This window comes from Litorilituus sediminis (genome assembly GCF_004295665.1).
GTDB classification, from domain to species: Bacteria; Pseudomonadota; Gammaproteobacteria; order Enterobacterales; family Alteromonadaceae; genus Colwellia; species Colwellia sediminis.
The window spans coordinates 681,801-703,099 of sequence record NZ_CP034759.1 but is presented as its reverse complement, the minus strand read 5'-3'; the positions used below and the strand labels follow the sequence as shown (position 1 = coordinate 703,099).

General features: G+C 38.4%; 19 protein-coding genes and 1 pseudogene. 8 read left to right on the top strand and 12 right to left on the bottom strand.

The annotated features are described in order from the left end of the window. Positions 1-10 precede the first annotated feature (10 nt). The 3 genes from EMK97_RS03195 to purM all read right to left on the bottom strand — a co-directional run bounded on the left by EMK97_RS03195 (position 11) and on the right by purM (position 2,733). Positions 11-763: a DUF3108 domain-containing protein gene (locus tag EMK97_RS03195; RefSeq protein WP_130599384.1), complete on the bottom strand. Its 753-nt coding sequence runs from the start codon at positions 761-763 to the stop codon at positions 11-13. Between the two features lie 176 nt (positions 764-939). Next, positions 940-1,605, bottom strand: coding sequence for a phosphoribosylglycinamide formyltransferase (purN, locus tag EMK97_RS03190; RefSeq protein ID WP_130599382.1), 666 nt, complete (start codon positions 1,603-1,605; stop codon positions 940-942). Positions 1,606-1,692: 87 nt separating this feature from the next. Then, on the bottom strand, positions 1,693-2,733 hold the full coding sequence (gene purM, locus EMK97_RS03185) for a phosphoribosylformylglycinamidine cyclo-ligase (RefSeq protein WP_130599380.1): 1,041 nt from the start codon (positions 2,731-2,733) through the stop codon (positions 1,693-1,695). A 224-nt stretch (positions 2,734-2,957) separates the two neighbouring features. On the opposite strand from purM, the gene EMK97_RS03180 reads away from it, so the two are divergent. Both EMK97_RS03180 and hda read left to right on the top strand, forming a co-directional pair. Then, positions 2,958-4,100, top strand: a complete 1,143-nt coding sequence (locus EMK97_RS03180) for a DUF2066 domain-containing protein (protein ID WP_130599378.1) — start codon at positions 2,958-2,960, stop codon at positions 4,098-4,100. Then, on the top strand, positions 4,100-4,852 hold the full coding sequence (gene hda / locus EMK97_RS03175) for a DnaA regulatory inactivator Hda (protein ID WP_130599376.1): 753 nt from the start codon (positions 4,100-4,102) through the stop codon (positions 4,850-4,852). The genes EMK97_RS03180 and hda overlap by 1 nt, the downstream gene beginning before the upstream one ends. Positions 4,853-4,901: 49 nt before the next feature. Here the strand turns inward: hda and EMK97_RS03170 are convergent, their stop codons facing one another. The 5 genes from EMK97_RS03170 to EMK97_RS03150 form a co-directional block, all read right to left on the bottom strand. Continuing rightward, complete coding sequence (locus tag EMK97_RS03170) at positions 4,902-6,821, bottom strand: hypothetical protein (RefSeq protein ID WP_130599374.1); 1,920 nt, start codon at positions 6,819-6,821, stop codon at positions 4,902-4,904. 69 nt (positions 6,822-6,890) lie between these two features. Beyond that, positions 6,891-7,292 (bottom strand): DUF2069 domain-containing protein, encoded by a 402-nt coding sequence (locus tag EMK97_RS03165; protein ID WP_130599372.1) that lies wholly within the window; start codon positions 7,290-7,292, stop codon positions 6,891-6,893. A gap of 14 nt (positions 7,293-7,306) precedes the next feature. Continuing rightward, positions 7,307-7,663 carry an arsenate reductase (glutaredoxin) gene (arsC, locus tag EMK97_RS03160; RefSeq protein WP_130599370.1) on the bottom strand — a complete coding sequence of 119 codons (357 nt, stop codon included), beginning with the start codon at positions 7,661-7,663 and terminating at the stop codon, positions 7,307-7,309. 34 nt (positions 7,664-7,697) lie between these two features. Further along, a complete protein-coding gene (gene bepA, locus EMK97_RS03155; RefSeq protein ID WP_130599368.1) occupies positions 7,698-9,161 on the bottom strand; it encodes a beta-barrel assembly-enhancing protease in 1,464 nt (487 codons plus the stop codon). Positions 9,162-9,244: 83 nt separating this feature from the next. Continuing rightward, positions 9,245-9,856 (bottom strand): hypothetical protein, encoded by a 612-nt coding sequence (locus tag EMK97_RS03150; protein ID WP_130599366.1) that lies wholly within the window; start codon positions 9,854-9,856, stop codon positions 9,245-9,247. A gap of 137 nt (positions 9,857-9,993) precedes the next feature. Between EMK97_RS03150 and EMK97_RS03145 the strand changes: the two genes are divergently transcribed. Both EMK97_RS03145 and EMK97_RS03140 read left to right on the top strand, forming a co-directional pair. After that, positions 9,994-10,242 carry a sulfurtransferase TusA family protein gene (locus tag EMK97_RS03145; protein WP_130599364.1) on the top strand — a complete coding sequence of 83 codons (249 nt, stop codon included), beginning with the start codon at positions 9,994-9,996 and terminating at the stop codon, positions 10,240-10,242. Beyond that, entirely contained in the window at positions 10,239-11,315 is a 1,077-nt protein-coding gene (locus tag EMK97_RS03140; RefSeq protein ID WP_130599362.1) for an AI-2E family transporter, read from the top strand. The genes EMK97_RS03145 and EMK97_RS03140 overlap by 4 nt, the downstream gene beginning before the upstream one ends. 87 nt (positions 11,316-11,402) lie before the next feature. Here EMK97_RS03140 and EMK97_RS03135 read toward each other — a convergent pair whose 3' ends face one another. Beyond that, entirely contained in the window at positions 11,403-12,392 is a 990-nt protein-coding gene (locus tag EMK97_RS03135) for a cytochrome-c peroxidase (RefSeq protein ID WP_130599360.1), read from the bottom strand. 236 nt (positions 12,393-12,628) lie between these two features. Here EMK97_RS03135 and EMK97_RS03130 point away from each other — a divergent pair, with 236 nt between their 5' ends. Both EMK97_RS03130 and EMK97_RS03125 read left to right on the top strand, forming a co-directional pair. Beyond that, positions 12,629-13,309: a hypothetical protein gene (locus EMK97_RS03130; RefSeq protein WP_130599358.1), complete on the top strand. Its 681-nt coding sequence runs from the start codon at positions 12,629-12,631 to the stop codon at positions 13,307-13,309. Positions 13,310-13,337: 28 nt separating this feature from the next. Next, complete coding sequence (locus EMK97_RS03125) at positions 13,338-13,805, top strand: methylglyoxal synthase (RefSeq protein ID WP_425462179.1); 468 nt, start codon at positions 13,338-13,340, stop codon at positions 13,803-13,805. A 91-nt stretch (positions 13,806-13,896) separates the two neighbouring features. Here EMK97_RS03125 and EMK97_RS03120 read toward each other — a convergent pair. The 3 genes and pseudogenes from EMK97_RS03120 to EMK97_RS18985 form a co-directional block, all read right to left on the bottom strand. Further along, positions 13,897-14,043 (bottom strand): annotated as a pseudogene (locus EMK97_RS03120) (thioredoxin-dependent thiol peroxidase); the annotation flags it as partial. Between the two features lie 192 nt (positions 14,044-14,235). Then, positions 14,236-14,397, bottom strand: a complete 162-nt coding sequence (locus tag EMK97_RS18990; protein ID WP_170176711.1) for a hypothetical protein — start codon at positions 14,395-14,397, stop codon at positions 14,236-14,238. Further along, entirely contained in the window at positions 14,394-14,648 is a 255-nt protein-coding gene (locus EMK97_RS18985) for a hypothetical protein (protein ID WP_130599356.1), read from the bottom strand. The genes EMK97_RS18990 and EMK97_RS18985 overlap by 4 nt, the downstream gene beginning before the upstream one ends. 128 nt (positions 14,649-14,776) lie before the next feature. Here EMK97_RS18985 and EMK97_RS03110 point away from each other — a divergent pair, with 128 nt between their 5' ends. Then, positions 14,777-15,646, top strand: coding sequence for a WYL domain-containing protein (locus EMK97_RS03110; protein ID WP_130599354.1), 870 nt, complete (start codon positions 14,777-14,779; stop codon positions 15,644-15,646). 7 nt (positions 15,647-15,653) lie between these two features. Next, complete coding sequence (hhe, locus tag EMK97_RS03105) at positions 15,654-21,299, top strand: DUF4011 domain-containing anti-phage protein Hhe (RefSeq protein WP_130599352.1); 5,646 nt, start codon at positions 15,654-15,656, stop codon at positions 21,297-21,299.

The window sequence follows — 21,299 nt, the reverse complement described above, 5'->3', positions numbered from 1 at the left end:
TGCGTTTAGCTTAGTTTTTTGATTCAACACTGGCTAATTGTGCTTCAAATTGTTCTGCACCAGCTTTGACTTGATAGAGTTTTACCAACAAGTAATTTAACTTAGGCGCAAACCATGCGTAGGTGACTCGTTTTTTCTCAGTGACTTCACGCTTTAGGCGGATTGTTTTCACTAAGCCATAAGGTAGCATTAATTCTTCTTCACCATCATATTGGTAAACATAGTCTTTAATTGAGCCTGATGTGCTAATAACTGGATAACTAAAGCGTTTTTGCTCAGGGTTATTAATCAGGGTTAATCTATGTTGGAGGTGATAGCTTAATTTATCTTGTAAGCCGTCAACAATATCTAAGCTTACCTGCTTGTCTTTTTTTAAGTTGTTCGCGGTTTTATTGGCAAAGTCGTAGCGCCATTCATAGCTTTTATCTCGACCTGTACCTTCTCTGTCATAGCGATAATGTAGCGGTGTTACTAGATAATTATTAACAATTAACTCTGAGGTTTCGCTGCGTCTATCCGAAAAAATTAGCCACTTTATATCGGTATGATAGTGATAGCTTGCCTTATTATTTTCTTGGTACTTTAGCTCTCTTACGGCATTGCCTACCGGATCACCTTTATGTAATAAGGTATAGTTTGCCGTAAAGGCTGGTATAACAGGCGAGGTACTTTGTTTACTCGGCTCTGATGTAGAGGCTTGGGCAGATAATGAAAGTGGAAAACACAGTAAAAAAGCTGACAGTCGTGCAGGTAAAGCTAGCATGTATTATCCTTTATTTGTAATTATTTTTATGTTTGACGCTGTATAAATACAGGAGTTCAATAGTATTTAGAGACAACATGGCTGAATATCTCTAAATACTAATGTTTTTTACCCGCAAATGCTAGGCTCTAAGGCGTGAAGATTTTTGCTGAAAACTTGAAAAATATTACAAGTTTTTAGTCGTTTGCGTAACCTGAGCTAGGTAATACATTGCCATCAAGTATTGCTTGCTCAACTTGCTTGCCTGCTATATTGGCGCTTGCCATGGTTAAACGCTTATCGCAAAACCATTTAACCACAAGAGGGTAGATTCTATGCTCTTGCTCATGCACGCGCTCTGCTAAATCATCACTGCTATCACCGTCAAAAACAGGTACTTTAGCTTGTAATATTACCGGACCACCATCGAGCTCTTCTGTGACAAAATGAACGCTAACACCGTGCTCTTTATCGCCAGCATCTAAGGCGCGTTGATGAGTATTCAAACCTTGATATTTAGGTAAAAGAGAAGGGTGGATATTAAGTAATTTACCCTGAAAGTGCTGAACAAACTCAGCGGTTAAAATACGCATAAAGCCAGCAAGTACAATAACATCGGGCTTAAAGGCGTCAATTTTTTCAATCAAGGCTAAGTCATACTGTTCGCGACTATCGAAATCTTTATGGGATAAGGTGACTGTGTCAATACCTGCGTTTTGTGCACGCGTTAGACCATAGGCGTCGGCTTTATTCGATAAAACCCCGACAACCTTGCCTTGATAATCATCTTGATTACTGGCATCAATAATGGCTTGTAAGTTACTACCACTGCCTGAAATTAATACTACGATTCGGCTAGACATGTTTATTCCTAGTGTCGAAATATGAAAAAGGGCTATTAAAAGCCCTTTTTATTTTTTATTAACGTAAAACGTAAAGTAGTTGCTTAATTAAGCAAAGACTACTTGTTCGGCATCATCTGCTTTATTGGCGATTTCACCAATGTGCCATGCTTTTTCACCGTGTGCAGTTAAAATTTCAATACTTTGTTCAACTTTATCTGCAGGTACTGCGATGATCATACCAACACCACAGTTAAAGGTACGGTACATTTCATGCTCGGTAATGTTACCTTTTTCTTGTAACCAGTTGAAAATGCTAGGCCATTGCCAGCTATCACCTTTAATTACCGCTTGCGCTGATTCAGGTAATACACGTGGAATGTTTTCCCAGAAACCGCCACCAGTAATGTGCGATAACGCGTGTACATCAACGTCTTTTAATAAAGCTAATACTGATTTAACATAAATTTTAGTTGGCTCTAATAAGTGATCGCTAATCGCTTTACCATCAAGCAGTTCGCTTGTATCGGTATTGTTTACTTCCAATACTTTACGAATAAGTGAGAAGCCATTTGAATGAGGACCTGAAGCGCCTAATGCGATAAGTTGGTCACCTTCTGCTACGCTGCTGCCGTCAAGTAAACGTGACTTTTCTGCGACACCAACACAAAAACCTGCAATATCATAGTCGCCTTGATGATACATGCCTGGCATTTCAGCAGTTTCACCACCTACTAAGGCACAACCAGATTGAATACAACCTTCAGCAATACCTTCAACAACAGATGAAGCAACGTCGACATCTAATTTAGCGGTTGCATAGTAATCTAAGAAAAATAATGGCTCTGCACCTTGAACGATAAGATCGTTTACACACATAGCAACTAAATCGATACCTACGGTATCGTGTTTAGCTAAATCGATAGCAAGACGTAATTTAGTACCAACACCGTCAGTACCCGCTACTAATACAGGCTCTTTGTAACCTGTCGGTAATTGGCATACTGAGCCAAAACCACCTAAACCACCCATTACTTCAGGACGGGTAGTACGTTTTACCGCACCTTTAATGTTTTCTACTAGGGCGTTACCAGCATCAATATCAACACCAGCATCTTTATAGCTCAACGACTGTTTTTGTTCGCTCACGGGGAAACCTCAGAAATTACCGACAGTATTTAAAGGGGCGTATTCTATCAGTGCTACCACGCATACTCAAGAAAGACTCGTGGCTATCTTTAATAAGTTATTTAGATTCTGGCTTTGGCAAAGATTTTTATCTTAGTGATTATAAAAGAGGGCGGTCAAATGGCTAACATTGTGATAATATCTTTTTCACAAAATTATTAGCGTTTTACTATTTTTTATCTTCTATGCACAAATATCTCATTGCTCTTTGTTTTGTCGCTTATTCTGCTGTTTGTATTCAAGTGGCAGCGGTTGAAGTAAATGACTTATATCAAGCCAGCGTTCCGGTTGACTCGCAATCAAGTAAATTACGCCGCGAAGCAAGCGAAAAAGCGTTACAGGCGGTAATGTTAAAGGTGGGCGGTGAGCAAAGCGTACTTGATAATGAGGTATTGAAAACAGCGGTAAGCAACTACAACAATTATATTACTAAGTATCGTTATCACACCAAGCAGCAACAGCTGTATTTATTAGCAAGTTTTAATGAAGATAAGGTTAATGCCTTGTTTCAACAAGCGCAACTACCACTTTGGGGGCGCTTAAGACCACAGGTGTTATTGTGGCTTATTGATGAGCAGGGATTAACTCGAGAAATTATGGCTAACTCAAGCTCGTCGTCACTGCCTGAGGTAGTTAATGATTTTTCATCATTAAGGGGCTTACCCTTAGTGATGCCGTTAATGGATTTAACTGATGCCACACAAGTCAGTTTAAGTGATGTTTGGGGGCGTTTTGAACAGCCTATTCGTACTGCCTCAATGCGCTATTTTGCTGAAGCGATCGTGGTGATGCGTTTATCAAATTCAAGTTTATTAGCCCAAGATGATACTTTAGCAGAGGATGCTGATAGCACTAGAGAAGATGATAACAGTAACTGTGGTTTATTGTGTGTAGAACAGCAAACCGAGCAGCGTTATCATCTAGATTGGACTTTATTTGCCCAGTCGCAGCGCTTTACTTCTCAATACCAAGGCAGTAACAAAGCTGCTTTAGTAAATCAGGGCTTGGCGGATATTACCGAATTAATTTATAAGCACTATGCTTTATCAGCAACGAATAGTAATGAGTTTGTACTGGAAGTTGCTAATGTTGACTCCCTTAAAAGTTATAAAGAAATATTTACGTTTTTATCGGAGTTATCTGCGGTGAATGCCGTAACCTTAACCTCAGCACAAGGTACATCGATGCAGTTTAGATTGCAGCTTTTAGGTTCAAAGGCGGCGTTTATGGCATCATTGCAGTTAAATAAACAGCTTAAGCAGTATATTGACCCACTAGCAGAAGTGGATGTAGACGCGATTCCTGTATTTTATTGGGGTCAACAATAATGCAGGCATCTCAGTTAGGGTTATCAGTGCAATTACCTGATGATGAAACTTTTGATAGCTTTAGGAGTGAAGCCAATAGTGTTGTTACAGGTCAATTACAAGATTTTGTCAGGCAAGATCAACTACAACTGGTGGATAACACCGAAGAAGAGTCATTAGCGCTTTTTGGTGAATTACCCCATAGCTTTTTCTTGTTCGGGTTAGCTGGGGTTGGTAAATCACATTTGCTCCATGCAAGTAGTAACTTTGCCGCTCAGTTAGGTAAGTCATCAGTGTGCTTATCTTGTGCGGAGTTAAAACATTTGCCCGTTGAAGTACTGGATGGTTTAGAGCAAATGGATTTAATTTGCCTAGATGATATCGGCCTTATTGCAGGCGATGAAAAGTGGCAACAGGCTATTTTTGATTTATTTAATCGGGTGCTAGAGCAAAACAACTATCTGATTATTACCGGCGATGAAACGGCTCATCAACTTGGTATTACTTTACCTGATTTAGTGTCGCGACTTTCTTGGGGTTATACCGAGCAAATAAAGCCTTTGTGTGATGATGAAAAGGTACTTGCGTTGCAATATCGAGCAGGGCAACGTGGTTTATTATTATCGGATGAAGCGGTGCGATTTTTACTTAATCGTGCTAGTCGGGATATGTCGAGTCTATTAAAGGCGCTCGATACGCTAGATAAAGCGTCTATTCGAGCGCAAAGAAGAATAACCATTCCTTTTATAAAACAAGTGCTAAATATCAATTAGCTTTCGTATGCTAGCCAGAGGCTAGTGATATTTAGCACAGGCTTTTCAGCTATTTCTTCGGTAGTGCCTTATGATAGTAACGTGTTACGTCACTTCTCATGTCGGGCACGGTAATTGGTGCTTTAATAAAGGCGCTAAATTGCGGACTAGCGTTATTTATATTGGCGTTGCTCGGGCTAATGTTTAAATTATCAAGCCAGTTGTCACCTGAGATCATAGGGATTGGCGCAGCTAAGGTTGCAATGGCGCTATCACTGTCAAATTCAGGTAAAATGCGTTTGGCAGCAAAATTTACCCGAGGCTTTATGTCTTCTTCACCAATGCGGCCGCGTTGACCCCAAGTAACAATGTAATCAAGTGCGGTGACATTATCACCACTTGGCTTGTTGGTGATGGCAACATCACGAACGACACCATAACGAGATTTCATCATTAATTCTTCAAATAACATTGCATAATCTTCTCGGGTACTTGAGTAGTTGTAATAATCATTAGCGCTATCTGTACTAAAGAAGCCTTCAACGTCACTCGGTTGATAGTTTACTTGTGTTGATGTTGCTGTTTCACCACGAAAACTTACCTTGGCTAAGCTATTCATCTCATTACTATTAAGAGGGTAGGCATCGGTTAATTTGTCTGATTCGGTGTCACTGCCAACGGCAGCGTTATAAATGCTAGTACTACCTGAGTGACTATACCACTGGGTACTTGGGAAAAAGTCATTAGCATGAGCAAGCTCATGATACATTAAGCTGGTTAAGCGATATAAGCCATCTTCTTCGGTTCTTGTTGTGCGAATATTGCGGCTAAATGAGCGGCTAGCGTAATCGTTATCTTTTACATAACGCCATGGCATAACAAAGTTTAAGTCTTTGCCAAAATCAGAGCGGTAATCAGGCGCTTCGTTGATGGTGTCACGCTCTTGTGGGTTTAGCCAAAAATTTTCTGCATCTAAATAAATTGCCCCGGTTGCTGCCCAATAAAAGGAAGGTCTTACGTCATAGGAAATAACAATAGCTGTGGTGGCTCTAAGTAGATTTTTAAAGTCATTGTGCTCATCATAGTTTTCAATAAAATGCTTAAAGCGATCGCCCATCCACTGGTGTGAGACAACTACGCGATTCATAATATCTTCAACGCTTGGGCTTTCTGAGCTGCCTTTAGTTTCTTCAGCAATTAAAGGCAAGGTGTTTAATGTGCAAGGGTCAATCAAGGTATTTGCATAAACGCAGTGCACTATATCATTAGCATAAGGGCTATTGTTATTGTAAGGAGAAACACGGGCAACACGCTCGTCAAATAGAGCGCTACTACTGATTGCATCAGCTTTTTCAACAAGTATGGTGACAGAGTCAGTATAAGTGTTGTTTGTATCTGTGCTGCTGACCTCAAAGGTAATTAATGTATCTGTTGACACCTTAGGTGCGTCAAAATAAACCACAGACCAATCATCACTATGATCAGAAAAGTCTATTTTTGGTCCGGAAAGTTGCTGCCAAGTTGTGTTACCAATAGGGGTGATATTGTTTAGGCTAGCTCTTAAAGAGACCTTGTTTTCTGAGAGGACTGCATGGCCTAAACGTGCGGTAATACCGTTATCTTGCTCATTTACTGTGATGTCTTGCTCAAGCGTTTGTAATGCGCCGCCGTTCACAGAAAAGCTCACGCTAAAGCTATAGTCACCAGCAGTTTCAGGTGTGAAAGCGAGTACTTTAGTGTTTTGGGCTACTAAGTTTATTGGCTGACCAGCTGTTTGCTGCCAGTGAATATTACTTAAGGTATCATTTGGATAATATAACGCTAATTCAACGCCTTGGTTGATATTTAACGTGTCTTCTACTTGAACAATTGAGCCACTATTAGTGCCTGGCAATTGGCCTAAATCTTCATTGCTGGAGTCTGAGCCACCACCGCATGCACTTAATGCTAAGCACATTGCTATGGTTAGAGTAGAGAGGGTGAGTCGCATAATAAATAAGTCCTTAAATAATCATTACCGAGCCTCTCTACTTTATACAATTTTTAGCTATATGACTAATTAACTCTTTTTGGCGTCTTTCTTTTTACGAATGCTAAGCCCTAATTCTTGGCCGCGATACTTGGCATAATAGGTTGCGCCTAAAAACATGGCTGAGGCAAAAATTAGCTCTAGTAAAGCCCAGATCCTATCAGCTGGTGATACCCACAATGTTGTTAAGCTGTGCAGAAAATAGATAAGCACGATAAAGTTAGACCAGGCGTAAGTATAAGGGTTACCTTGTAATAAACCTTTCAGTGGAAAAAGCAGCGGTAGCGTAAATAATGCTAAGGTGGTGGTTGTACTTAAGCTGGTACTTGGATTGATTACTAACAGCCACAGCGGCATATAAACTAATAAAGAAAAATAGCCAGTTAAGGCTATTTTTCTTAGGTTAGTTGTCGATATTCTTTGTTTAGACATTGAACAACTCGAATTTATTGGTTAAATAGCGAAAAGACATTTTCTGGCGGACGGCCAATAATTGCTTTGTCACCGTCTGATACTATTGGGCGCTCTACTAGTTTTGGTGTATTGACCATGGCCTGAATTAGTTGCTCGTCACTTGCACCGTTTAACTCTTGCTCTTTAAACTCAGCTTCTTTAGTACGTATCATTTCAACTGGTGTACAGTTAAGCTGCACAAGTAGCTGTTCAATTTGCCCTTGGTTTAATGGCGTTTTTAAGTATTCTACGATAGTAAACTCTTGCTTGTGCTCGTTGGCTTTTTCCTCGAGTAAGGCTAAAGTTTGACGGCTTTTTGAACAGCGAGGGTTGTGGTAAATAGTTAACATGTTATTTCCTTGATTTGCTAATTGTGGCTAAGAACTATAGGCGTTTAAGTCTATTTTCTTGCTCTTGAAATTGTAAAATTCTTGCTTTAACGCGTTTTTGCATCAGTGGTTGTTCTTCTAAAAAGCCATAGCTGGTTTGTAACTCATCTACGGCTTTAGCATAAGCGCCTAACAAGGCGAAAACTTCTGCTTTATTCATATGCATTAAGCCAGTTTTCCCTTGTTTTCTATAAACTGAGGTTAATAGGTCATGGGCAATAAAATTACCTGGATTGACGATTAAGAAATCTTGTAGCACTTGCGCGGCTTCATCGTATTTTTTTGCGCTAAGTAGTGCATTACCATAATTAAGACTTACCACCTGGTTATTCGGCATGATCAGGCTAAGATCGGCGAGCATTTTAATGGCATCATCGTATTGATGAGATGATAAGTAGGCATCGGTTAAGGCATCAACATAAAATAAATTATGCTTGTTAGTGTCTCTTAGTTGCTCTAATAGTGTTTGCGCTTGCTTGTATTGTTTGTCTTCATAATAAGAGAGCGCTAAGCCATATTGAGCCGCTTCTGCGATTATGTAACTGTTTTTGCTCAATAATCGCTTAAAGTAATTAATGTTATCTTTGGCATTACCTTGATATCTTGCTCTAATGCGTGCTTTTGCTAACTCAAACTGTGTGCTTGGCGGCAAAGGTCTCACAGGGTAATTATGTGCTCTTTGACGAGCATCGGCGATACGAGACTCAGGCAATGGGTGAGTGAGTAACATGGCCGGCGGTTTACTGGCATAGCGATACTTTTCCGACATTTTACTAAAAAAGCTGGGTGCACCTTGGGGGTCAAAACCACTATTGGCGAGTAGGGCAATACCTACGCGATCGGCTTCTTTCTCATTGCCGCGCGTGTAGTTTATGCTCGCTTGTTGTGTCGCCGCCATACTGGCGCTTAATGCTGCCATACCCATAGTTGGATTGACTAAGCTTAATAATACCCCTGATACTAAGCCGGCCATAGTTAATGCTTGTGTTTGGCTTTGTGACTCTAATCTGCGAGCTAAGTGGCGCTGGGTAACGTGAGAAATTTCATGGGCAATAACGGATGCCAGTTCACTTTCGGTATCTGCTGCTGTGATTAAGCCGCTGTGAATACCGACATGTCCGCCAAAAAATGCAAAAGCATTTAATTCATTATTATTAATAATAAAAAATTCAAAGGCATAATTTACATCTTGTGCATGCTTGACTAATTGATTACCTAAATCATTAATATATTCAATTAAGACAGGATCTTGAATGATAGGTGATGTTGCGCGCAGTTGACGCATCATGGCTTGGCCGATTTGTCGCTCTTTATCGAGTGACAAAATACTAAATGCAGAGGTACCTATTTCGGGTAGTTTGTTCTTGTCATTGGCTATAGCGTTGGCATTAAAACTTGTCGCGCCAGCAATGGCGAGTGTTAATGTGGTCGCTTTAAATAATGGTTTTAGATTGAACAATAGTAAATCCTGTTTACGCTAAACCAGCGAATTTATTTTGACGGTTAAAAATGATAATTAAGGTTAGTGCCTGTGACGATACCTTAACCTTCTTCCTGAGTTAGGATATTACCATTTCTCTTCACAATTTCTTGGTAAAATTGTGCGATATTGTATCCTTTGATAGCTGAAATATGAAAAAATTCGCTTAAATTCTTAATTAATTGTTCAACGCGTCTATGGGTAAACTTCATTAAGGCAAGATCAGCATCATCACCACTTTGATAGCAAAAAATAGCAAAGGCGATTAAGCTGTTCACTCTAAATAACATTTGCATGCTCTCGGGCATCCAGCGCTCAAAAGGACATTGTGCATTGTTGAGCACCATTTGTGTGACGACTTCACCATTGATTACTGGGTAGCAATGTAATTCATAGCCCATGTCTGTGTAGTCATGTTTGAGAATGATTTCAGGCTTGTTTTTTACTTTTAATTCGCCGTTTTCATCTTTATAGGCGCCAAAGAGTTCTAGGTTCCAGCTATTAGGGTTAATGACTTTTTTGTAAGCGCTATCAAAACCGTGAGTTAAGATACTATCTAACTCGCCAACAGAAGAAGACACCAAGTGAAAAATCGCAGGTACATCTCCCCAGTTAATTTGTTTCTTATAGGCGTTTATTTCTTTTAAATTAGCGTTAGGGCTTAAAGCGCTCATAGTTGTTAAAATTCCTAATCGAATGGGTAAAACCTAATGCCGTTATCATGAGGGAAATTCATTTGTGTCGCCCTTGGCTATGGGTATAATTGTCGCAAATTAACTAATTAAACAAAAGAGTTGTTTGTAAGTTTCTCATGATATATCACTATGATGGCACAAAGGAAAAGTGTCCGATACCTTTGGTACAAACACGATTATTATTAAAACAGTTAACGCCTGGTGATACTTGCATGCTGATGTTAAAAGATGCAGGTTCGATCAAAGATATTCCAAAATTATTGCTAAAACAGGGCTATAGCTATAGCCAAACCCCTAAAGCAAATGGCATTATTGAAATCTGCATTCAAGCAAAGCACTTTGATAAAGAGAAAAAAATATTATGATAAAAATGTTTACCAATTGGTATACGCGCAAATTTTCTGATCCTAATGCCGTAACCTTAGTGGTGATATTGCTGTGTTTATTTTTATTTATTGCTATGTTTAGCAGTTTATTAATGCCAGTGTTTGTGGCAATAGCGATAGCATTTTTGCTGGATTTACCTGTTAATAAGCTCACTCAAATCAATGTCTCTCGTACCTCTGCATCGGTAGCGGTAGTACTGACCTTTATCAGCTTTTCTTTAGTGGCTATTTTAGGTTTGATGCCCATTATTTGGCAGCAAAGTAGTAGTTTAGTGCAAGAAGTACCTAATATGATCACCCAAGGTAAAGGCTTTTTATTAACCTTACCTGAAAAATACCCGGAAATTTTGCAGGTATCGCAAGTAGAAACCTTAATTAATTTAGTTAATGACAAGATACTTGAATGGGGGGAGGTCGTACTTAAAGCGTCTCTTAATTCTATTTCAGATATTGTTGCCTTAATGGTTTATTTAATTTTAGTACCATTAATGGTGTTTTTCTTTCTTAAAGATAAACAGGAATTAGTGCGTTATTTTACCAGCTTTTTACCTAGAGAGCGCCGTATGGCAACACAAGTTGGTAAAGAAATGAACCAGCAGATCTTAAACTATATTCGAGGTAAAGTGATTGAAATTATCATTGTTGGTGCTATGTCGACGGTCGCCTTTATCTTCTTAGGCTTAAATTATGCGGTATTGCTTGGGGTATTAGTGGGCTTATCAGTATTAGTTCCTTATGTTGGTGCAACAGTAGTTACTATACCGGTAGCATTAGTGGCGCTGTTTCAGTTTGGTTTAACCAGTGAGTTTGGCTATGTTATGTTAGCTTATGGCATTATTCAGGCCTTAGACGGCAATGTCATCGTACCTTTATTGTTCTCTGAGGCGGTTAATTTACATCCGGTAACCATTATTATTGCCGTCATTTTCTTTGGTGGCTTATGGGGCTTTTGGGGGGTATTTTTTGCGATACCGCTTGCGACTTTAGTAAAAGCTGTGACTAATGCTTGGCCTTCAACCCCTGAAATAGAGGAAAACGAGTCTAAGGGCTAACTTAGTAGTAAAATTAAATAAAATAGCATTAAATGATTAAAGCCATAAGCGTAAGCTTATGGCTTTTTAGTCTGCTATGCTGGAAATTTACAATTTTGGTTGTGGTGTTTTATAGGTTGAAGGTGGCAAGCTAGGCAAGGTTACCTTAGGTTGTTCTCCGGTTAATGACTGTAAAAAGGCAACAATTTTTGCTGATTCATCCTTACTTAAGGTGCGCCCTAATTGTACATCTGCCATAATTTCTACCGCTTCTTGTAAACTCCAAATAGCACCATCATGAAAATAAGGGTAGGTTAATTCAACATTTCTCAGTGTTGGTACTTTGAAAAAATGCTTATCACTTGGGTTATTGGTGATAGCTGCTCGGCCAGTGTCAGGGTTGTTCGTTTTATAAGGTTTAACTAAGCCCATTTTTTGATACATTTGCCCACCTACTGCTGGGCCACTGTGACAAGCAATACAGCCAATATCTTTAAATAATTGGTAACCTGCTTTTTGCTTAGCAGTTAGCGCCTTGTCATCGCCTTTTAACCATAAATCAAAATTAGCGTTTGGCGTGCGTAAAGTTTTTTCAAATTCTGCAATAGCTTGGGCAACCTTATCAATTGAAATATCTTTGCTACCAAATGCTTTGGTAAACATGGTTTGATAGGCAGGTATACTGGCAACGGTTTCAACAGCGAGTTGATGAGTAAATGCCATTTCTTTCGGGTTATCTATAGGGCCTGAAGCCTGCGCCTTAAGATCTTTTGCTCGCCCGTTCCAAAACTGAACAAAGTTATACTCTGCATTTAACACAGTTGGTGAGTTAATTGGGCCGATAGTCCATTGATGACCAATGGAACTGGGTAAATTATCAACGCCACCTGTGGCAAGGTTGTGACAAGAATTACAGGAAATAGCGTTTGATTTTGATAAACGAGGATCAAACCATAAATTTTTACCTAATTCGACCATAGCGGTATTTAAACCTGTTGCAGGTTCAATGACTTTTATTGGCTCTTGATCAATTCGGCTCGCTTGTACAGACAAGGTCAGCATAAGTAAACTTAAGGGTAAGATAACAGTTTTAAGCATATTGTTGTTCCTTTTGTAAGGCTTGAGGACTATTGTTTTATGGCGCGCATGTTACAGAGAGTTTTTTATCGTATCTAACGAAATAAATTGATTGTTCTAATCGTAATTTACGATTGAGGGCGTGAAGCAGCTATTATTGCTATGTAAAAATTAAATCTCTGATAAATCGAGGTTAAATTGGTATTACAACAATGTTAAGATGAAGCTAAGTTATTTATTACTTTTAGGGATGTGTTTTGATGAGGTTTACTTATGGTTTAGCTAGTAAGTTAACTAGCTTGGCTTTAGTTACTATGCTCAGTGCTTGTGGTGGCTCTGATAGCAGCGAAGGCTCTGGTGGCGGTACGTTAACGAATAACAAAGCTTATATTGGTTATATCAATGCCACTGACATTCCAGTCAGTTTCTATGCTAAGAACACCGGCACAACCACATCACTTTATCACGATGATAATCTGACGGTGACCTTATTAGAGCAGCAAGCAAGTGAAAATCTGCCGCATCGATGGCTGGGCAATAGTGTTTCTGATTTTGGTGTGCGCGAAGCTAATTACCGCTCAAAGAGTGCGACACTATCTGCAACATTAGTAGATAAGCAAAACTATTGGTTGCTTGCTTGGCAAAATGGCAATAGTTTTGAGTTAAACCATTTAATAAAAACCTCTGATAACCAAGATGGGGTTTATCGCGTGCGCCTATTTAGTAATAGTGTTCAGAATGTTTATGTTAATGGTAACACTAGCGCTGAGTTTACAGTGCAAAAAGGGCAAGTATCGCAATATGTAACCGTTAACGATTGTACAGCATTAATGGTTGACGATAATGAAATTGACTTATGCCAAAGCGGTAATTTAGGTAAGTCTTATCTTGCTGTGGTAAATGAGCAAGGGCTTTTGGTGCTGGTTGAAGAAGGCTAGTTACTTTTACTAAAAAGAAGGAGAGGCTATGGCTATTGGTGTGACAACTCGAACTTTACCTAAGTGTAAACGTATGGCATTAGTTGCTCATGATAATAAGAAAGCAGATTTAATCAATTGGGCTAAGCAAGTATCAGCTGAGCTTAAATGTCATCAACTGTACGCCACAGGTACAACGGGAACATTACTACAAAAGCAAATTGAATTGCCCATAACCTGCTTACTTTCTGGCCCTATGGGAGGTGATCAACAGCTTGGTGCTATGATTGCCGAGGGTAAAATAGATGTACTAATTTTCTTTTGGGATCCGCTTGATGCCGTACCTCATGACCCTGATGTCAAGGCATTACTTAGGTTGGCGGCAGTTTGGAATATTCCTGTTGCAACGAATCAAGCCAGTGCGAATTTTTTGATTGCTTCAAGTAGCTTGAAAGAGGAAAGTGTTATAGAGGTACCTGATTATCAAAACTATATCGCTAATAGAACGACAAATTAGCGTAACTCTATGCATAAAAAATGCGGTATAAATTACCGCATTTTATATTTTTAAATGAGAGACCCTGATTTAGGGGGCATTAGTTTTGCTATTAAGCAGACTGTTCTAATTCAGCTAAAACTTCTAATACCACTTCATGGTGGTTTTTAGTTTTAAACTTGTTAAAAACATGGCTAATGTTGCCATCTAGACCAATTAAAAAGCTTAAGCGGTGAATGCCGTCATATTCTTTACCCATAAGCATCTATCCTTGGAAATAGTTCATGACTAAAAATATGATTTTTACTATAAAAAACTATCTTTAACAGTAGGTTAAGTTAAAATTTGTATGTACTTTTATCTAATCTAAAAATTTATCATAAATTTTAGAAAAACTGCCCATTTTTGTGATGATTTCATCAAAATATTTATCATAAAAATGGACATATCCTTAAGTCTGGCTTTTATCTATAGTTGCTTTTATTTGCTTCAACTTCTTCTCAGTACGCTTACGAGATTCGTGTATGTCCACGCCTGGATTTTCTAACTGACCAGTTTTAAATGAATTTACAAACTCTTTTTTGCTCGAAATTGACTTAGGTGCTGGCTTCACGAAAAATCTCCTGTCTTCATACGAACCAGTAATCCCATCACTTCATCAGCATTAATTATTAACTGTTCAAAAGGAGACTTACCTTGCAATGGGCGTTTAGGTGTTATTAGCCACTCCTGACAAGTTTTCTCATCAAACCTGAACTGAGCCATTAGCTCATTGTAAATATCAACGTATTCAGATTTTAACTGCTCTAGTTCAGGTAAATGGCTCTGATTATCGAGGTGAATTTCAGTGTTTGATTTAGGCATTGTTAGATGCTTTTAGGTAATGATGATCTTAATCAACAATAAAGCACAAAATCCATTTGATGTCTAACTCATAATGATACATACTATTTCCGCTTAAATAGAAATGTCAATAGAATCAGGGTTCTTGAATGACCGACTTTAGTTTTGCACAGAGGCAGCGCTTAGCTTATATCGACTTTAAACTGTACTTCACAGGTATGGTTACTCGTAGTGAAATAGTTAGCCATTTTGAGTTAGGTTTGGCGGCTGCTACTCGTGATTTGAAGTTCTACAAAGAGCAAGCCCCTAATAATATGGCTTATGATAATGTAGAGAAAAAATACTTTATTACGACTAAGTTCAAGCCTGTATTTAAGCACGATGCTCGCCGTACACTTATCAAATTAGCAAACAATATCAGTGATGGTTTTGATGCAATTGGTGAAACATCATTCCCCATAGAAACTCCAAGCCCTCTAAATGTGCCAGAAATTGATATTATTGCTAAGTTATCTCAAGCGATTATTAATCAAAAGCCTATTAGCGTTATTTATACGTCTTTGACTAGTGGCTCAGGTTCAAGGGAGCTAGTGCCTCATTCTATAGTTGATAACGGCCTACGATGGCATCTAAGAGCCTATGATCGCAAATCAAAATCATTCCGAGATTTTGTTTTAACCCGCATTACCAAAGTTACAATTCTGGCACAGACACCAAAGCCTGAAGAGGATAAGTTAGAAGATCATCAATGGATGCGTATAGTGCCATTGCAGATTATTCCACATCCAAAGAATGTTGAGCACCCTACGGCAATAAAGCTCGATTTTGGCATGGAAAGCGGTGTGCTAGAGGTTAATGTAAGAGCCGCCATGGCAGGCTACTTGTTAAGGCGCTGGAACGTGGATTGCTCTGAAAGCGGAACGCTTTCTGGACCTGAATATCAACTGTTTTTACGCAATACACAAACCTTATACGGTGCTGAAAACTTAGCTATCGCACCAGGCTATGAAATGAAGTAGGTTTTTAATGAGCGAGTTATCTGATCTAATTTTATGTGAACTTAAGGCAACACCAAATCAGAAAGCTAAAGATCTTGCTAAGAAACTTGATGTAGACAAAAAATCAATCAATCACACCTTGTACTCGGTACTGTTCGACAAGGTAAAGCAAAATGAAGATTACTCGTGGTGTTTAACTGAAATAAAGAAAAAGGGAGTACCTCAAGATATGGATAATTCTATTAATACTCAGTTAAATGAGAACTTTGCATTTGATTCTTTGCAGTCAATTCGAAATCGCTTATTAGATCTAACAGGCAGAAACAGACTGTTAAACTTCAAACATGGTAGATCAGGCTTTATTCGTGTAATTGATGAAATGCCGGATCAGCTTGCTGAAAATATTTTAGAGTCACATAAATTTACTTTTATACCAATTGATGAACCATTAAGAGATGAGTTAATTGGACAAGGATATATCGTCATAGACGATAATGGCCAAGAAGTAAAAATAAAAGCAGATCCTAGTGCAAAAGAATGGGCAAAAGTTAAAGGGTTTAATACTAGCTATGAGCTGCCATTAAGCACTAAGTCAAAAGACTCCAAACACAATGATACAAACATTCAATCTTTGCTATATCCGAGAGAGTTAGAAGCACAGTTACGTAATATTCGAACGAAAGCAAATACAGCTATTGAAGAAACAGGTGCAAATATTTTGTATTTAGCATTTGGTTTTCTTGAATGGTTTGAAGATGAAAACTCAAGCGTTACACGGCAAGCGCCTCTTTATTTGATACCCGTAAAAATCGATAGAGCAGCATTAAATAAAGAGCTTGGTACATATACGTATACCATTGAGTATACTGGCGAAGATATAATTTCAAACCTTTCACTTAGAGAAAAGCTTAAACATGATTTTCATCTCGATTTACCCGAGCTAAGTGAAGATATCTTACCTGAAGCCTATTTAGAAAAAGTAGAAAAGCAATTCTCGCGACATAAGCCTGAGTGGAAAGTTAAGCGTTTTTCTACACTGTCAATGTTCGATTTTGGCAAGTTACTCATGTACTTAGATTTAGACCCTTCACGTTGGCCACAAGGTGCGAGTAACATTCAAAACCATTCAATTCTTCAAAAGTTTTTTGCTAAACAAGGAGTCGATGAAGGCAACGGAAGTAATACAAGTTTCGGTGAAGAGTATTTAATAGATAAGCTAGATGAAGTGCATAACCAGTACCCGTTAATTGATGATGCAGACAGCTCACAACACAGTGCTTTGGTTGATGCTATTCAAGGTAAAGATTTAGTTATAGAGGGTCCTCCAGGCTCTGGCAAATCTCAAACGATAACAAACTTAATAGCAGCGGCAATTGCACAAGGTAAAAAAGTACTATTTGTAGCTGAGAAAATGGCTGCACTTCAAGTTGTAAAATCTAGACTATCTAGAGCTGGTTTAGGTGATTTTTGTCTAGAATTACACAGCCATAAAACACAGAAAAAACAAGTATATGAAAATATAGCCAAGCGAATAAACAACCAAGATGATTATCGTTACCCGTCATCAATTGATATTGATATCCAAATGTATGAAGAGAAAAAAGAAGCATTAACTCGTTATGCTAATTTGATCAACAGCACATGGAAAAACACCGGGAGAACAATTCATCAAATCTTTTCTACAGCAACACGGTATCGTGAAGAATATACAAATATATCAATAGAAGATATTAAACCTGATCATATCAATGGCCAAAGCTTTGATGAAATATCTTCAAGAAGAACTACGGATGAGCTAAAAAAATACGCTGATGTTTTTGAAGAAGTAAAAAAACAGTATGGTTCTGACGCAGAGTTAGCTGAACATCCATGGTTTGGTGTCTACAACAAGTCTATCCAATTATTTGATTGTGATGAAATATGCAAGCTATTGACCGCTTGGGATAACGCTATTGCGGCTGTAGAAGGAGCAGTTACACCATTTAATGAGCAACTTCGAAGTGATGTTGTTAGTGATATTAGCTCATTAAAACAAGTATTATCTGACAGCGATAAGATACCTAAATTAAAAGGCACGGAACATCTTCAAACTTTAAGCTTAATGAGTTCTCAGAAAGAGAATGAGTTAACTGAATATATAAATGATTATAAAGCGACATCTAAACTTTTAGGGGAGATGGAAGAGTTATTCGAGCCTGTCATTCTAAATGAAGAAGAAACCTTCGAGCGTTTTACAAAATCTAATAATAATCTACGAGAACAGTGTAAGAGTGTAGAGCTAACGCTAACTAATATTTTTCAACAGTTACAGTTACTAAAAACATTAAGAGATATAAGTTTGTCTCTGTCTGATGATTTGCGAATATTAACGGAGCAAGAAAGTAGTTTAACTGAGTTATTATCACCATCATATAATGGCTTTATAGAGTGCAAACAGTTCTTTGAACATATAAATGCCCTAGATGTAACGCTTATATCCAGAAGACACGAATTATTTGATAATGAGCTTTTAGATCAACACTTAGCTAATTTAGAAGAACTTCTTCCAAAAATTAAACCTCTACACCAGAGTTTAGAGCAACACTTTAACCTAGAAAATTTACCTTCAGTAAATGAACTAAAAGAGATTGATAGCATATTAAAAAATGCAGGATTTTTTTGTTGGTTTAGCAGTGAGTGGCGAGCTGCTAAGTCTAAACTGCTTATGTATGCTAAAGGTCTGAAACCTAAAGTTAAAAAATTAGCACCACTAATTGCCAGCTTAACTTCATATCGAGAGATGATAGATGAATTAAATAAAGAGCCAGCATATCAAACTTTACTGCAACATGAGTTCAAAGGAATTGATACACCAATAGCAGAACTAATAAGCTTGAGGTCTTGGTATAAAGATGTTCGAGCTTCTTATGGGGTTGGGTTTGGTAAAAGAGTTTCTTTTGCTAATTCATTATTTTCTATTGAAGGTGATTTATATAAAGGCTTAAAGCATTTAGCAGCAACTAAATCACTTGCAGAATTTGAACAGTTCTCGCAATTATTCCCTCAACTTGAGCGTGTTTTCTCGCATCAGCTGTTTACTGATAAAAATACAAACTTATCAGCAGACATAGGCATTTCTTCGTTTGTTGATGAACTAGAAGGTGACATTAAAACCATACAATCACTGTCTAACAAAGACTTTACCTTAAATCAGTTAGCTAGCTCTATTGAGCAAGTTTTAACTTTATTTCGGGCTGAGGGTGAACTACATAAAAATGATATTTCTAGAGAACTATTTGATGAGCATACACATCTTTCAACAAGAAATGACTCTAGTTCGCAGCTAATAAAAATTGAATCTACGCTAGAGCTAAGTAAGGCCATTAACGTGCTTGAGTCTGAGCCTTTACGAGAATATCTGTTAAATAATGTTAGCAGTGAAGCGTTATCTACAATTACATCTAATTTGAAAAAGATTTCAGATGCGTTTAATGGTTATCAAAAGACATTACAGGAGTTCACCGATAGAGTTGAATTAGATGAGAGCGCATGGTTTAAAGGGACGAATAGTAATTTCAAGTTATTGCAAGAACGTAATCATAAAGCGATTAGCCAGCCTCGTTGGCTGAGCACTTGGGTAGACTTTATTCGAATCAGATCGTCATTGTCAGACAAAGGATTAGAGAATTTATTACGTTATACCGAAACCGGTGCTTTAGATTTAGAAAATATTGAACAAATCTATGTTTACTCAGTATTTGACATTCTGGCCAGAGAAATAATAAATGAGAACCAAGAGTTAGCTTATTTTTCAGGAGCCGACCAAAATGCTATTCGTAAGCAATTTAGAGAATACGACAATAAGCTTAAAACGCTTCAACAGCAGAAAATTGCCTATCAGGTTGCACAAGGCTTTAATAATACTCTTTCTGGTGTTTCAAGCGGTAAGGTATCTTCTTACACTGAAATGGGTCTTATCAACAATGAAGTGAACAAAAAAACTCGTCATGCACCGATAAGGCAACTAGTTAGACGAGCCAGTAAATCTTTAGTGGCTTTAAAACCTTGCTTCATGATGGGGCCGCACTCTGTAGCTCAATACCTAGCACCAGGACAACTAGAATTTGATTTAGTCGTTATGGATGAAGCATCACAAATTAAACCACAAGATGCTTTAGGTACTATTGCTCGGGGTAAACAATTAGTTGTTGTTGGCGATCCAAAGCAGTTACCACCAACGAGCTTTTTTGATAAAGCCGTTGATAACGATGATGAAGATACCACAGCGATAGAGCAATCAGAAAGCATCCTCGATGTCTCTTTCCCTATGTTCAATGCTCGTCGGTTACGTTGGCATTATCGCTCGCGTCACGAAAGTTTAATTGCCTTTTCCAACCAGGAATTTTACGACAGTAACTTAGTGGTATTCCCATCACCATCAAGTAAAAGTGATGAATTTGGTATTAAATTTACCCACGTAAAAAGTGGTCGCTTTGTAAATCAGCATAATATTGAAGAAGCTAAAGTTATTGCCGAAGCCGTGAGAAACCATTTATTACATCGACCACATGAATCGTTAGGTGTGGTTGCAATGAGTTCAAAACAGCGAGAGCAAATAGAGCGCTGTGTGGAAGAGCTATCTAAAGATGACCCTCAATTTAGAGATGCATTGGCGGATAATGCGAATACAGATGAAGCATTATTCCTTAAAAACCTTGAAAATGTACAAGGTGATGAAAGAGACGTTATCTACATTTCATGCACCTACGGTCCACAAGAAGCAGGGGCGGCTCAAATGCCGCAGCGTTTTGGCCCAATTAATTCAGCCGCAGGTGGCAGACGATTAAATGTATTATTCACTCGTTCTAAAAAACGCATGCATGTATTTAGCTCAATGACAGAAGGCCATATTGTCGCATCTGAAACATCAAGCCCAGGTGTACAAGCCCTTAAAAGCTTTTTAAGCTTTGCTCAAACTGGCAAGCTTCAACAGCAAAAACATACTGGAAAACAGCCAGATAGTGATTTTGAAATAGCCGTGATGAATGCATTAAAGCTTGAGGGCTTTACTTGTGTGCCACAAGTTGGGGTTGCCGGTTACTTTATTGACCTAGCAGTGCAAGACCCTGGTCAGCCAGGTCGCTACTTAATGGGCGTGGAATGTGATGGAGCAACATACCATTCTGCTAAATCCGCACGTGACAGGGACAGGTTACGTCAATCGGTACTAGAAGGCTTAGGCTGGAATATTAAACGAATATGGTCAACCGATTGGTTCAAAAATCCACAAGCTCAATTAAAGCCAATTATTGAAGCATTACATCAGCTAAAAACTGAAGTACCTGAACATGCTGAGATAGAATCTGAAGTAGAAGAAATTGAAAACGTTGTCGAGCACGAGAGCCAAGTATTACATGAGCTAGATAAGTTTATTCAAACAGATGATTTATTAGAGGTAAAGCTTCAAAAGTTTGCTGAGGAAGTTATCCCTACTAACGATGAAGTGCCGTTAGCAAGTAGATTGCTAAGGCCAGCTATGATCGCAGCTTTATGTGAATTTAAGCCTATTTCTAAAAGTGAATTTCTAGAGGTTATTCCGCCATATTTGCGCTCAGCAACATCGACAGCACATGGCAAATATCTTGAACAAGTTCTTAATATTATTGCGGAAGATGAAGAAGAAACTAAGGATTAA

What these genes read in the sequence shown, in the direction of transcription:
- EMK97_RS03145 (WP_130599364.1), top strand. Translation starts at nt 9,994, where the DNA reads ATGATATATCACTATGATGGCACAAAGGAAAAGTGTCCGATACCTTTG.
- EMK97_RS03195 (WP_130599384.1), bottom strand. Translation starts at nt 763, where the DNA reads ATGCTAGCTTTACCTGCACGACTGTCAGCTTTTTTACTGTGTTTTCCA.
- EMK97_RS03125 (WP_425462179.1), top strand. Translation starts at nt 13,338, where the DNA reads ATGGCTATTGGTGTGACAACTCGAACTTTACCTAAGTGTAAACGTATG.
- EMK97_RS03165 (WP_130599372.1), bottom strand. Translation starts at nt 7,292, where the DNA reads ATGTCTAAACAAAGAATATCGACAACTAACCTAAGAAAAATAGCCTTA.
- arsC (WP_130599370.1), bottom strand. Translation starts at nt 7,663, where the DNA reads ATGTTAACTATTTACCACAACCCTCGCTGTTCAAAAAGCCGTCAAACT.
- EMK97_RS03170 (WP_130599374.1), bottom strand. Translation starts at nt 6,821, where the DNA reads ATGCGACTCACCCTCTCTACTCTAACCATAGCAATGTGCTTAGCATTA.
- EMK97_RS03180 (WP_130599378.1), top strand. Translation starts at nt 2,958, where the DNA reads ATGCACAAATATCTCATTGCTCTTTGTTTTGTCGCTTATTCTGCTGTT.
- EMK97_RS18985 (WP_130599356.1), bottom strand. Translation starts at nt 14,648, where the DNA reads ATGCCTAAATCAAACACTGAAATTCACCTCGATAATCAGAGCCATTTA.
- hda (WP_130599376.1), top strand. Translation starts at nt 4,100, where the DNA reads ATGCAGGCATCTCAGTTAGGGTTATCAGTGCAATTACCTGATGATGAA.
- purN (WP_130599382.1), bottom strand. Translation starts at nt 1,605, where the DNA reads ATGTCTAGCCGAATCGTAGTATTAATTTCAGGCAGTGGTAGTAACTTA.
- EMK97_RS03150 (WP_130599366.1), bottom strand. Translation starts at nt 9,856, where the DNA reads ATGAGCGCTTTAAGCCCTAACGCTAATTTAAAAGAAATAAACGCCTAT.
- EMK97_RS03140 (WP_130599362.1), top strand. Translation starts at nt 10,239, where the DNA reads ATGATAAAAATGTTTACCAATTGGTATACGCGCAAATTTTCTGATCCT.
- EMK97_RS03135 (WP_130599360.1), bottom strand. Translation starts at nt 12,392, where the DNA reads ATGCTTAAAACTGTTATCTTACCCTTAAGTTTACTTATGCTGACCTTG.
- EMK97_RS03110 (WP_130599354.1), top strand. Translation starts at nt 14,777, where the DNA reads ATGACCGACTTTAGTTTTGCACAGAGGCAGCGCTTAGCTTATATCGAC.
- hhe (WP_130599352.1), top strand. Translation starts at nt 15,654, where the DNA reads ATGAGCGAGTTATCTGATCTAATTTTATGTGAACTTAAGGCAACACCA.